Source organism: Acinetobacter sp. T_3_1 (genome assembly GCF_025377055.1).
GTDB classification, from domain to species: Bacteria; Pseudomonadota; Gammaproteobacteria; order Pseudomonadales; family Moraxellaceae; genus Acinetobacter; species Acinetobacter kookii.
On sequence record NZ_JACHVD010000020.1, the window covers coordinates 1 to 12,194 of the forward strand.

The 12,194-nt window shown below is 44.9% G+C and carries 12 protein-coding genes; 8 read left to right on the top strand and 4 right to left on the bottom strand.

Annotation, left to right across the window (positions count from 1 at the left end):
- Nucleotides 1-228 precede the first annotated feature (228 nt).
- On the bottom strand, nt 229-1,869 hold the full coding sequence (locus tag H4I94_RS14140) for an acyl-CoA synthetase (protein WP_261183507.1): 1,641 nt from the start codon (nt 1,867-1,869) through the stop codon (nt 229-231).
- A 236-nt stretch (nt 1,870-2,105) separates the two neighbouring features.
- On the opposite strand from H4I94_RS14140, the gene H4I94_RS14145 reads away from it, so the two are divergent.
- The 4 genes from H4I94_RS14145 (at nt 2,106) to infC (ending at nt 7,270) form a co-directional block, all read left to right on the top strand.
- Nucleotides 2,106-3,386: a D-arabinono-1,4-lactone oxidase gene (locus H4I94_RS14145; protein ID WP_261183508.1), complete on the top strand. Its 1,281-nt coding sequence runs from the start codon at nt 2,106-2,108 to the stop codon at nt 3,384-3,386.
- A gap of 16 nt (nt 3,387-3,402) precedes the next feature.
- Nucleotides 3,403-4,557, top strand: a complete 1,155-nt coding sequence (locus H4I94_RS14150) for an alanine racemase (protein WP_261183509.1) — start codon at nt 3,403-3,405, stop codon at nt 4,555-4,557.
- 233 nt (nt 4,558-4,790) lie between these two features.
- Complete coding sequence (gene thrS / locus H4I94_RS14155; protein ID WP_131273924.1) at nt 4,791-6,713, top strand: threonine--tRNA ligase; 1,923 nt, start codon at nt 4,791-4,793, stop codon at nt 6,711-6,713.
- 5 nt (nt 6,714-6,718) lie between these two features.
- Entirely contained in the window at nt 6,719-7,270 is a 552-nt protein-coding gene (infC, locus tag H4I94_RS14160; RefSeq protein ID WP_092819002.1) for a translation initiation factor IF-3, read from the top strand.
- Between the two features lie 91 nt (nt 7,271-7,361).
- Here the strand turns inward: infC and H4I94_RS14165 are convergent, their stop codons facing one another.
- The gene (locus H4I94_RS14165) at nt 7,362-7,853 is read right to left on the bottom strand and encodes an Hsp20 family protein (RefSeq protein WP_092819001.1); all 492 of its coding nucleotides are present in this window, start codon (nt 7,851-7,853) and stop codon (nt 7,362-7,364) included.
- Between the two features lie 325 nt (nt 7,854-8,178).
- Between H4I94_RS14165 and H4I94_RS14170 the strand changes: the two genes are divergently transcribed.
- The 3 genes from H4I94_RS14170 (at nt 8,179) to H4I94_RS14180 (ending at nt 9,613) form a co-directional block, all read left to right on the top strand.
- The gene (locus tag H4I94_RS14170) at nt 8,179-8,802 is read left to right on the top strand and encodes a glutathione S-transferase N-terminal domain-containing protein (protein ID WP_261183510.1); all 624 of its coding nucleotides are present in this window, start codon (nt 8,179-8,181) and stop codon (nt 8,800-8,802) included.
- Nucleotides 8,803-8,887: 85 nt separating this feature from the next.
- Nucleotides 8,888-9,172: a hypothetical protein gene (locus H4I94_RS14175; protein WP_261183511.1), complete on the top strand. Its 285-nt coding sequence runs from the start codon at nt 8,888-8,890 to the stop codon at nt 9,170-9,172.
- 15 nt (nt 9,173-9,187) lie between these two features.
- On the top strand, nt 9,188-9,613 hold the full coding sequence (locus H4I94_RS14180; RefSeq protein ID WP_261183512.1) for a YqaA family protein: 426 nt from the start codon (nt 9,188-9,190) through the stop codon (nt 9,611-9,613).
- 37 nt (nt 9,614-9,650) lie between these two features.
- Here the strand turns inward: H4I94_RS14180 and H4I94_RS14185 are convergent, their stop codons facing one another.
- The gene (locus H4I94_RS14185) at nt 9,651-10,391 is read right to left on the bottom strand and encodes a TonB family protein (RefSeq protein WP_261183513.1); all 741 of its coding nucleotides are present in this window, start codon (nt 10,389-10,391) and stop codon (nt 9,651-9,653) included.
- A gap of 103 nt (nt 10,392-10,494) precedes the next feature.
- Nucleotides 10,495-11,754: an MFS transporter gene (locus H4I94_RS14190; protein WP_261183514.1), complete on the bottom strand. Its 1,260-nt coding sequence runs from the start codon at nt 11,752-11,754 to the stop codon at nt 10,495-10,497.
- Nucleotides 11,755-11,990: 236 nt separating this feature from the next.
- On the opposite strand from H4I94_RS14190, the gene rpmI reads away from it, so the two are divergent.
- A complete protein-coding gene (rpmI, locus tag H4I94_RS14195; protein ID WP_092818994.1) occupies nt 11,991-12,185 on the top strand; it encodes a 50S ribosomal protein L35 in 195 nt (64 codons plus the stop codon).
- The last annotated feature ends 9 nt before the right edge of the window (nt 12,186-12,194 follow it).

Sequence of the window (12,194 nt, forward strand, 5' to 3'; positions counted from 1 at the left end):
TTTGGGCAGAAGCCAGGTCTTTGATTGAGGGAGCAAGTGAAGCAAGAGGATTCATATTGAGCTTTACAAGGCTGTTATAGCGTTTAATCAGACGCTGATCCAGACCGGAGATGTTAAATTGAAGAGCATGCTCTTCAATTTAACGCAAAGCTCGGGAATTGTGTAGATACCTATGCCTACAAGGAGAGGGAACTCCTCTTAAGAAGATCTATTCAGCATAGAATAAAATTACTGAAACTCGCCTGTAGCACGTTCTTTGGCCCAGTCACGCAAGATGAATTTTTGCAGTTTGCCGGTTGATGTCTTTGGAATCTCGGTAATCACCACATCTTTCGGTACTTTAAAGCGTGCTAAGTGTTGTTTGCAGAACTCAATCAGTTCTTCAGCTGTTGCCGTTTTACCTTGTTTAAGCTCCACAAAGGCACATGGAACTTCCTGCCAGCGCGGATCCGGTTTCGCTACGACTGCTGCCGTCAGGACTGCAGGGTGCTGGTACAGTACTTCCTCCACTTCAAGAGAGGAAATATTTTCGCCACCGGAAATAATCACATCTTTAGAGCGGTCGGTAATCTTGGCATAGCCATCCGGTTGGCAAACCGCCAAGTCGCCAGTGTGGAACCAGCCACCGGCAAAGGCTTCTGCCGTTGCTTCCGGATTCTTTAAATAGCCTTTCATGACGATATTACCGCGGAACATAATTTCGCCCATGGTTTTACCATCATGCGGAACTTCCTGCATGGTGTCCGGATCAAGCACTTTCATACCGTCTTGTAATGGGTATGGAACGCCCTGACGGGAGTGCAGTTGTGCCTGTTCCTGAATCGACAGTTCGCTCCAGCCCGCTTGTGAGGCACACAGTGCAGAAGGGCCGTAAGTTTCAGTTAAACCATAGACGTGAGTGACGTTAATGCCAATATTACGCATGCCTTCAATAATCGCTGCTGGCGGCGCAGCACCAGCAACCATCACTTCGACACGGTGATCAATCTGGGTCTTTTTCTCTTCCGGGGTGTTGATCAGCATTGACAAAACAATCGGTGCGCCACAGAAATAATCGACTTTATGTTCGGCAATCAGTTTAAAAATCAGTTCAGCATCGACTTTGCGCAGGCAGACGTTGGTACCGCCATTGGCCGCCATGGTCCAGGCAAAGCACCAGCCATTGCAGTGGAACAATGGCAGGGTCCATAAATAGGTCGCGCGAGGCATCATGCCGCAGGCAATGATGTTACTGGCGGCATTAATGTAAGCTCCCCGGTGATGGTACACCACGCCTTTCGGGTTGCCCGTGGTGCCCGAGGTGTAGCTTAAGCTGATGGCATCCCATTCATCCGTGGGTAAATGCCATTCAAAATTAGCATCGCCTTGCTCAATCCAGTCTTCATATTCGATCTGGCCAATACGGGTATCTTCACCCTCATATTCTTCATCGGCTACATCAATGACATAAATTTCTTGCGGGATCAGCGCCAAGGCTTCTGTGGCAAGCTTGCTAAATTCAGGGTCAACCAGCAGCACCTTAGTTTCGGCGTGTTCCAGCATGAAGGCAACTGTTTTGGCATCCAGACGGGTATTTAATGTATTCAGTACGGCACCGGCCATCGGCACGGCAAAATGTGCTTCAACCATTGCAGGGACATTGGGCAGCAGTACCGAAACGGTATCATTTTTACCGATTCCGAGTTTTTGGAGTTGGTGCGCAAACTGGCGGCAACGATTATATTTTTCACGCCAGGTAATACGGCGCTTACCGTGAATAATCGCATTTTGGTTCGGGTAAATATAAGCAGCCCGATCCAGATAGCGTAAAGGGGACAACGCTACAAAATTTGCGGGGGTACGCGGTAATTCATCGTATGCGCTAACCATGTTAAAAACTCCGTTATATATATTTATTTTGATATCCTTTTGAAAAAGATATGCACTTCTTGGAAATCTTGCATTTATGCTTTAGTCGAGTGCTATTTGATAATTTTTAAAATATTGAAAATTAAAATATTATTTTATAGCATGGATTTTTTTTGAACGCATGGGTTCCCATATTTGCTTTTTTAGGTATTTTACTCTAAACGGGCAATTAAAATAACATCAGCCAGGGAATAATAATGAAAATACAACAGGCGGATAACCGATGGCAGAACTGGTCTGGAAGCCAACAGGCACATCCAGAAATTTTGCAACCTCGGCATGTGAATGAATTACGAAAAATAGTGAAGTCCTATGCCCATATTCGTGTTGTGGGGGCAGGACATTCGTTTAGTGCTTTGGTCAAGACGGATAAAATTCTGCTTAATCTCGATCAGTTAAAGGGTGTGGTAGCCTTTGATGAAGATAAGAGCCAATGCACCGTTCAAGCGGGTACACGCCTGGAGGATTTAGGCGAATATCTTGCTCCTATCAATCAGGCACTGATGAATCAGGGGGATATTGACCAGCAAAGTCTGACCGGTGCGATTTCTACCGGCACGCATGGCACCGGCATAAATTTGCCCTGTCTATCTGCCTTTGTGAAAGGCTTTGAATTGTTGACTGCAGAGGGCGAGTTGCTGCAATGTGATGATCAGCAAAATACCGCCATCTTTCAAGCCGGACGTGTCGCCCTGGGCAGCCTGGGAGTGCTGACCAAAATTACCCTGCAAAATCGGCCCCGTTATAAATTAAAAGAGCAGATTCGCTTATGTCCAATTCAGGACGTATTTGCCCATATCGATCAATGGAAAAATCAGCACCGGCATATTGAATTTTGGGCCTTCATTCATTCGGATCAGGTGATGCTCAAAACCCTGGATGAGACGGATGAAGCCATTCAACCCCGACAGGATTCATGGCCTTCGGAAGATGCCTTGTTAACGCTGTGTTCTGAATTGACCCGGGTGATTCCGGCATCTAATCCCTATTTGCAAAAACTGCTGAGGGTCTTTGTCAAACCGACTCGTCATGTGGATTGGTCCAGCCAGATTTTTCCCACACCGCGCCATACCAGATTCAATGAAATGGAATATCAGGTTCCTGTCGAACTCGGTTTGCAATGCCTGGAGGAAGTTTTAGCGACTTTAAGGAAGCATCAGGTCGCGATGTTTTTCCCCATCGAGTTCCGTTATGTCAAAGGTGATAATATCTGGTTAAGTCCTTTTTATCAGTGCGATTCGGTTTCCATTTCCATCCACCAGTTTTACAAGCAGGATTATCACGCGATATTTGATTTGGTCGAGCCTATTTTGCAGAAATACCAGGGCCGGCCGCATTGGGGAAAATTGCACTCCATGACCGCAGCCTCGCTGCGCGATCTTTACCCGAAATGGGATGATTTTATGGCATTGCGCCAGCAATTGGACCCTCAGCAAAAATGGCTGAATCCCTATTTAAAGCAATTATTTCTGCTCTGAAAACGAGGAAAGGGTGATGCAATTCAACTACTTTCAGCAATTGACGCAGGATTTACAACAGCAGGGCACAGGCACGCCACAACTGATTCTGGATCTGGCGGCGTATCAGCATAATCTGGATATTGTGCAGTCACACTTGTCTGCACAATTAAAACCGCGTTTAGTGGTGAAATCCCTCGCCAGCCTGTCACTGCTTAAACTGGCCAGTGAAAAACTGAACACCCGGCGCTTTATGCTGTTTCATCTTCCACACATTTTCAGTATTCATGCAGCATTCCCCCAGGCTGATATTCTGCTGGGCAAACCGATGCCGATACACGCTGTAGAGCAGTTTTATCAGGCTGCAGGTGATCGGCAGCCAGATATTCAGTGGCTGATTGATGATCTGGGGCGCTTGCAGCAATATTTGCAGCTGGCACAATGGTTTAACATCTGCCTGAATGTGAATATTGAGATTGATGTGGGACTGCATCGGGGTGGGGTACAAAACCCGCAGCAATTTCGGGCCTTGCTCAAGCTGATCCAGCAACATTCGGCCCATCTTAAATTCACCGGTTTAATGGGTTATGACGCGCATGTCGCCAAATTGCCCAGATTTTTAAAGTCTGCGGAAAAGAGTTATCAACAATCGCAGCAAAGTTATCAACACTACATCGACATTATTCGGCAGCAATTCCCCAATTTATGGCATGAAGATTTATGTTTTAACGGTGGCGGCAGTCCCACGTTTATGCAGCATTGTCAGCAGAGTGTCTGTAATGATCTGGCTTTTGGCTCGTTGCTGCTCAAGCCAGGCGATTTCGAGCTGGCCAGTCTGGCTGAACTGCAATGCGCGTTATGGATAGCCACGCCCGTGTTAAAAGTTTTGCGCTATAGCCAATTGCCGGGTCTGGAAGTCCTGAACCATTTTCCGCATAAATATAAGGCCCTGTTTGTGTACGGCGGTTACTGGCAGGCCGATTATCTTTATCCTGAAAAAAGCAAGCTGCATGGTTTGTATGGACGCAGTAGCAATCAGGAAATGCTGCTGGTGCCGAAATCCTGTGAGATCGATCGGGATGATTATGTGTTTTTAAGACCCACCCAGAGCGAAGCGGTAATTCCGCAATTTGCCAAGCTATATGCCTATGCACAGGGCAAGTTCGAAGCATGGGATAGCTTTAGAGAATAAAAAGTGAAGTGGAAATTGCTGGATTGAGCGAGAGCTAAGGCATTGGCAAATAAATTCAAAATGTGCCAAATTGCGAATTTTATAGGTGAAAAGGTTTAATCCTGTGGATAAGACGTGTAAAATTCTAGGCGATTTTTATTTATCCACCGTTTTTATCTTTTGAGGTTCTCCTCGATCATAATCTCGCGGTGACATGCCCTATGGTACGGGGCATCACTCCTTAAGGATTTTTTATGCCAATTATCACTTTGCCTAATGGCGATCAAAAACAGTTTGATCAAGCCGTATCTGTGATGGACGTTGCACTGAGCATTGGTCCGGGTCTTGCAAAAAATACAGTTGCGGGTCGTGTAAACGATCGCTTGGTTGATGCGTCTGATCTCATCACCGAAGATGCAACCTTACAAATTATCACGCCTAAAGATGAAGATGGTGTACACATCATTCGTCACTCTTGTGCACACCTGGTTGGCCATGCGGTTAAGCAATTGTTCCCAGAAGCAAAAATGGTGATTGGCCCGGTCATTGAAGAAGGTTTCTACTATGACATCTGGATGCCACGTCCGTTTACTTTAGACGACTTGGCGGCAATTGAAGAGCGCATGAAAAAGCTCATCGACCAGGACTATGATGTCATCAAAAAAATGACACCGCGTGATGAAGTCATTAAAGAATTCACTGCACGTGGCGAAGAATACAAACTCCGCTTGATTGAAGACATGCCTGAAGAAACGCAAATGGGCTTGTACTACCATCAGGACTACCTGGATATGTGCCGTGGTCCGCACGTACCGAATACCAAATTCTTAAAATCGTTCAAACTCACTAAAATCTCTGGTGCTTACTGGCGTGGTGATGCGAAGAATGAACAGCTGCAACGTATCTACGGTACAGCCTGGGCGGACAAGAAACAGCTCGCAGCTTACATCAAGCGTATCGAAGAAGCTGAAAAGCGCGATCACCGTAAAATCGGTAAAGCCCTGGACTTGTTCCATATGCAGGAAGAAGCACCGGGTATGGTGTTCTGGCATCCAAACGGCTGGACCATTTACCAGGTACTGGAACAGTACATGCGTAAAGTTCAGCAAGAGAATGGTTACCTTGAAATCCGTACCCCACAAGTGGTCGATTTCACGCTTTGGGAAAAATCAGGACATGCTGCAAACTATGCAGACAACATGTTTACGACTCATTCAGAGAACCGTAACTATGCGGTAAAACCAATGAACTGTCCATGTCATGTACAGGTGTTCAACCAGGGGCTGAAATCTTACCGTGACCTGCCAATCCGTTTAGCGGAGTTTGGTTCATGTCACCGTAACGAGCCATCAGGTTCATTACACGGTATTATGCGTGTGCGTGGCTTTACCCAGGATGATGCGCACATTTTCTGTACCAAAGAACAGATTGGAACTGAAGTTGCAGACTTTATTAAACTGACTTTAGACGTTTATAAAGACTTCGGTTTTGAAGATGTTCAAATGAAACTCTCTACACGTCCAGAAAAACGTGTCGGTGATGACGCACTTTGGGACATGGCGGAAAAATCTCTGGCAGATGCTTTGGATGCTGCCGGTCTTGAATGGGAACTGCAACCGGGTGAGGGCGCATTCTACGGTCCGAAGATTGAATTCTCATTGAAAGACTGTCTGGGCCGTGTATGGCAGTGCGGTACCATTCAGTGTGACTTCAACTTGCCGGAGCGTCTGGAAGCATCTTACGTAACAGAAGATAACGACCGTGATCAGCCTGTTATGTTACATCGTGCAATTCTTGGTAGTTTCGAACGTTTTATTGGTATACTGATTGAACACTACGCAGGCTTTATGCCACCTTGGTTGGCACCTACACAAGCATGCGTAATGAACATTACCGATTCTCAAGCGGAAGCATGTGAGTCAGTCGTCGCTAAACTTAAAGAAAACGGAATTCGTGCCATTTCCGACTTGAGAAATGAGAAAATCGGCTTTAAGATTCGTGAACGTACTTTAGAGCGTATTCCTTACTTGCTGGTACTTGGGGACCGTGAAGTAGAGGAAGGTACAGTAAATGTGCGTACCCGCTCAGGAAAAAATTTGGGTACTATGTCAATCGATGCCTTCGTTGACCTAGTGAAAGCAGCCGTTGCCGAACGCGGCCGGTACATTGTGGAGTAAAAGCGATTAAACAGCCTGACCGTAATCAACAGGGCGGTAACAAATCAAACCGTCCTGCTTTGAATGATGAAATTCGTGCGAAAGAAGTCCGTCTTGTAGACGAAAATGGCGAGCAAAAAGGTATCGTAAGCTTAAATGATGCTTTACGTGCAGCTGAAGCTGCCGATCTTGACCTGGTTGAGATTGTTGCAAATGCTGAGCCACCTGTGTGCAAAATCATGGACTTCAACAAGCATTTGTTTGATCTGAAGCAAAAGCAGAAAGAAGCGAAGAAAAAACAGCATCAAGTACAGGTGAAAGAAATCAAGCTCCGCCCTGCGACTGATGTTGGTGATTACAACGTAAAATTACGTGCCATTATCAAGTTCCTTGAAGAAGGCAACAAGGTAAAAATCACTTTACGTTTCCGTGGTCGTGAAATGGCTCACCAGCAGCTTGGTCTGGCTCAATTGCAAAAAGTTGAAGCAGATGTGGCTGAAGTCGGTGTAGTTGAACAAGCGCCAAAAATGGAAGGTCGTCAAATGGGTATGCTGCTTGGTCCTAAAAAGAAAAAGTAAGCCTCTCTTGATGAAGAAAGCCCTGCAAAAGCAGGGCTTTTTTATGGCTATGACTTTTGAATTGGCTTTTTAACAGTATTCAAAAGAGCCGTCATTGACCTGTTTCTTGAGGACTTGTTTCGCCGTTTTCCTGTTGAGGTGAAGCGAGCTGCTGCGTGGTTTTGCTGCCGATTGGAATCTGGCGCGGCATGGCTTCTTCGGGAACACTGCGTTGCAAATCGATTTTCAGTAAACCATTTTCATAATCGGCTTGTTGGACCTCTATATGTTCATCCAGGCGTAGCGACAGTTTAAATGAACGGCTGGAAATCCCTTTATGTAGAAACTCGACCGTGCTGTCTGAAGACTCGTCCACGGCTTTGCCGGTAATGGTCAATAACTGGTTTTCCAGATTAATCTCGAGCTGGTCCTGATTAAATCCGGCAGTGGCAACAACAATACGGTAATTATTATCGCCTGTTTTTTCAATATTATAGTGTGGATAATTGGGAGTATCGCTTTGCATTGCATAATCGAACAGGTCATTGAAGCGATCAAAGCCAATACTTCGGCGAAATAGCGGACTAAGGCTGAAACTGCTCATTGATAGAACCTCCTGAGGATCACGAAGTTTTTACAAACAGGAAAAAAATCCTGTTTGCTATTGCATTCACAGTATTTCAAGCAATCTCTGAAAAGATCATTGCCTTATTTTTATATAAGACTGTTTGGCATATTTTCAATCACGGATATTCATTTTTTAAAGGATGCAGAAATCTGGTCAGGCTAAAGCAGAATAAGTGTTGAGATTGGTAATTTTACTTCTAAGCGTTGCTAAGGATTTAAGATTTGTCCATAAAAAACATGCTATAACTAAGTACGCAGTTCAATAACGTCATGTAAAACGAAAAAGGCAAAAGGTAGCAAACATGATTGATCTCTATTATTGGGGAACGCCCAATGGTCATAAAATTACAATAGCATTAGAAGAAATGGGTTTGGAATATCAAATTTTTCCAGTCAATATTTTAGAAAATGATCAGTTTCAACCTGACTTTTTGCGTATTTCTCCCAACAATAAAATTCCCGCGATTGTGGATCAGGATGGACCGCGTGGTGAAGCCATTTCAGTATTTGAGTCTGGGGCAATTTTGCAGTATTTAGGCCGTAAAACCGGGTTGTATTATCCTGTCGATGAGCAACAGCGCGTTGAAGTTGAACAATGGCTGATGTGGCAAATGGGTGGACTGGGACCGATGCTGGGACAGAACCATCATTTTGGCCGTTTTGCGCCGGAAAAAATTCCTTATGCCATAGACCGTTATGTAGCCGAGACCAAGCGTCTGTACGGGGTGCTGAACAAGCAGCTGATCGGGCAGAAGTATGTGGCGGGCGAGTATTCGATTGCCGATATGGCAATTTTACCTTGGATATTGCGCCATGAATGGCAGCAAATTCAGCTTGAAGATTATCCTTATGTGAAAGAATATGTAGATCGTCTGACTGCACGTCCTGCCATTCAGAAAGCATTGTCGATTCAGGTCACTGGCTAAAATGACTTGAACCTCAGTTGTGTTAAGATGGCGGTATAGAAAAATAAACCACCCATGCGGTGGTTTTTTATTGGATCAGCACCTTATGAAAGCATTCTTTTTAAATTCAACGCGTATTCTGGAACACAATACCAAAATCTATTGGAGCATTATTTTTGGTATAGCGGCCTGTCTAATCCTTTTTATTGCCGAAGCCGTGCACATCCAGAATTTTATGGCGACTTTAAATACCCAAGACCAGAATGCTTTATACGCAGCCATCCAGCCTTTGACACAGCGCTATAGCTATAGCCGTTATCTGGTTCTGGTTTTAGCTTTGCTTTGGACAGTTTATGAATATATCTCGACCAAGAAAAAACTCGGGCTTTAAACCGGTCGCAGCCTGATGCCGGCTTACCTGCTGCTGTTTATTTCGGCCTTTGGTGCGGCAACTTTATTGCCTTTGCAGTCCGAAGCGGTTTTATTGGCTTTATTGGCGGAGTGTAGTCATTCAGTTCCGTGGCTATTGTTTGTTGCAAGCTTGGGAAATATTCTGGGATCCTGCGTGAACTGGTGGCTCGGTTTTAAGGTTGAACACTACAAAGACAAAAAATGGTTTCCTGTTTCACCTCAGCAAATGGTAAAAGCACAGGCGAAATATCACAAATATGGCTACTGGTCATTACTGTTGAGCTGGGTGCCTATAATTGGCGATCCGATTACCCTTATTGCCGGTTTGCTAAAAGAAAATTTTGCCCGATTTTTATTGATGGTTGCAATTGCTAAAATAGGGCGCTACTTGTTTATCTATTTGGCTTTTAGTCTGTTTTAAAAAAACGGGATGCTTGCGCATCCCGTTTTAATTTTGCTTATTCACAGTGATTTAGGTCGAACTTAATTTCATCTTTAAATTTAGATTTTTTATACATCCATAAAGTGCTGGCCGTACGTTTTACATTAATTTGGCTATTGGATACGGCTTGAACAACTTTTTGGTCTAAAGCGTAAATTCCCGAACCCTGAGTAACTTTGACCTTTTTCACATCACCGTGTTTATTCACCTTTAAATTGAATTTAACGCTACGATTGTGGCCAGCCAGTAAGTCAGAATCAAGCTCTAGCTGGGGCTGGGCACGGTATGAAAAAGCTGTTTTTCTGTTCTGCTGTTGAGCCTGCCAATTTTTCGATTCAAACTGATAGGGACAGGCTTCAACATCCTCCTGGTCTAACTTTAAGCTAAAGGTTTGATAGCCAATGAGGGGCGTTGCTGTGTCATTTTCGATATGGGGTTTGACACGTGCTTCACGCACGGCTTGAACCAACAGGTTATCCAGATGGGCTAAGCCGGTACTTTCCTGTACGCTGGCCTTGCTGATATTGCCAGTTTCATCGGCATAAATGCGGATAATGGCACTGCGGTTCTGGTCTTTTAAATCTTCATTTTTATAGTTTGGACGCGGAAATTTGGTCCACTGAATGCGCGTGGTCAAATGCGCGGGAAGGGCTGCACTTTTCTGAACGGCAAGCTGTTTGGTTGCTTTGGATTCAGCACTATAAACAGTACTGAAGGGAAAGCACATGAGTAGAGAAAAACACAGTATTTGCTTCATAAATATTTATTTCTTAGTCAAACCAGATATTGCAGCGGTAGCCGGGTATTGTGAGTACGCAGTATTTCCTGAATTGGAAATACTGGCAAGTCTAAAAATTCAATTAATGTTCATGATCATGCACTTTGGTAATGTCGATGCCAAATAAATCGCGAGTTTTTGCCCAGCTCAGCGCCACTACAATCATGGTCATACAGCCCCCAAAGACGGTTGCCATAATGGTGCCCATATATTTCGCGGCTAAACCGGATTCAAAAGCGCCCAGTTCATTGCTAGATGAAACAAACATGCCATTCACCGCAGCGACACGGCCACGCATATTTTCTGGCGGGTAAATTTGCAGAATGGTCTGGCGGATGACCACTGAAATACTGTCACAGGCACCGGTCATGGCTAAAGCAAACAAAGACAGCCACAGGTTATTCGAGAAGGCGAACAGCAGGGTAAATAGGCCAAACCCGGCAACCGCGAGCAACATATTCCGCCATGCATTTTGGGTCGGTGGAAATCTGGTTAAGGCAATCATGGTGATGAGCGCGCCAATTGAAGGTGCTGCACGCAAGTAACCCAAACCTTCAGGCCCGACTTTTAAAATATCTTCGGCAAAGATCGGCAGCAAGGCAATGACCCCACCAAACAGCACCGAAACCAGATCCAGCGAAATGGCCCAGAGCACGATTTTGGTTTTCCAGATAAAGCGAAAACCATCTCCCAAACTTTCGATTAAATTATCTGTTTCGATTTTGGGAAAACTGCGCTTTTGTAGCAGGTTAATCAGGATAAAACAGATGGCCAATAGCCCGGCGACTGTCCATAAACTGTTTTCACGGCCTAAAAAAGCCAGCATAAAACCACCAAGCATGGGACCAATAATCACGCCGCTTTGCCAGCCAATGGTGGTCCAGGTCGCGCCATTCGCATAAAGCTCGCGCGGGATTAGAAAAGGCTTGAGTGAAGTGGCAGAAGGATTATAGAAGCCACGAATAGTGCCTAGAGCAAAAATCACCGCATAAATTCCCCAAGACAGGGCATTTACGCTAATTTGAGTCAAGCCATAAGCATGAAATAGCCACCATAAAACCACAGGCAAGGGCACGGCAAAGAACAGGCAGATTTTCATGATGGTCTGTTTGTTAAAGCGGTCGGCAAAATAGCCACCCCATAAGGACAAGGCAATAAAGGGAATGGCTTCGGCCAGGCCAATCAAACCCAGCGTCAAAGGGTCTTTGGTAATCTGATACAGCGAATACGCGACAATAATTTCTTGAATTAAAATGGCGAGCGTCAGGCAGAACTGGTTAATCGTGACAATGGAAAAGTCACGATAACGCAGGGCGGCAAAAGCATCCTGTGCAGGGTTCATAGCAGTCCAGTATTCTTATGGTGTGATAATTATAATGCCGAATAGTGGATTTATTAATAAAAACATCCCGCTTTTGATAGTGAAAATAAGACTAAGTGAAACAGATGATTGGCAGACTATTTTCAGTATATCTGCTTTTGTTTTGAACAAAGATGCTTTAGAATGTTCGCTCCCTTACCTGCAGGTCGTTTTTGCAATGGTGCAGACGTGCCGAACAGGTGTTTAAAGAGGTTGTTATGGCTAAGTTAAAAACTCGCCGTGGTGCAGCTAAACGTTTCAAAGCGACTGCTAACGGTTTCAAGCGTAAACAAGCGTTCAAACGCCACATTTTGACCAAAAAGTCTTCTAAACGTATCCGTCAGTTGCGCGGCTGTGTAATGGTTCACGTGAGTGACGTTGCTTCAGTTCGTGCTATGTGCCCATACATCTAAGGAGATTAT

Bases quoted from the DNA above. Each gene is read 5' to 3' on its own strand.
- H4I94_RS14140 (WP_261183507.1), bottom strand. From the start codon at position 1,869: ATGGTTAGCGCATACGATGAATTACCGCGTACCCCCGCAAATTTTGTA.
- H4I94_RS14180 (WP_261183512.1), top strand. From the start codon at position 9,188: ATGCCGGCTTACCTGCTGCTGTTTATTTCGGCCTTTGGTGCGGCAACT.
- thrS (WP_131273924.1), top strand. From the start codon at position 4,791: ATGCCAATTATCACTTTGCCTAATGGCGATCAAAAACAGTTTGATCAA.
- H4I94_RS14170 (WP_261183510.1), top strand. From the start codon at position 8,179: ATGATTGATCTCTATTATTGGGGAACGCCCAATGGTCATAAAATTACA.
- H4I94_RS14185 (WP_261183513.1), bottom strand. From the start codon at position 10,391: ATGAAGCAAATACTGTGTTTTTCTCTACTCATGTGCTTTCCCTTCAGT.
- H4I94_RS14175 (WP_261183511.1), top strand. From the start codon at position 8,888: ATGAAAGCATTCTTTTTAAATTCAACGCGTATTCTGGAACACAATACC.
- rpmI (WP_092818994.1), top strand. From the start codon at position 11,991: ATGGCTAAGTTAAAAACTCGCCGTGGTGCAGCTAAACGTTTCAAAGCG.
- H4I94_RS14190 (WP_261183514.1), bottom strand. From the start codon at position 11,754: ATGAACCCTGCACAGGATGCTTTTGCCGCCCTGCGTTATCGTGACTTT.
- H4I94_RS14165 (WP_092819001.1), bottom strand. From the start codon at position 7,853: ATGAGCAGTTTCAGCCTTAGTCCGCTATTTCGCCGAAGTATTGGCTTT.
- H4I94_RS14150 (WP_261183509.1), top strand. From the start codon at position 3,403: ATGCAATTCAACTACTTTCAGCAATTGACGCAGGATTTACAACAGCAG.
- H4I94_RS14145 (WP_261183508.1), top strand. From the start codon at position 2,106: ATGAAAATACAACAGGCGGATAACCGATGGCAGAACTGGTCTGGAAGC.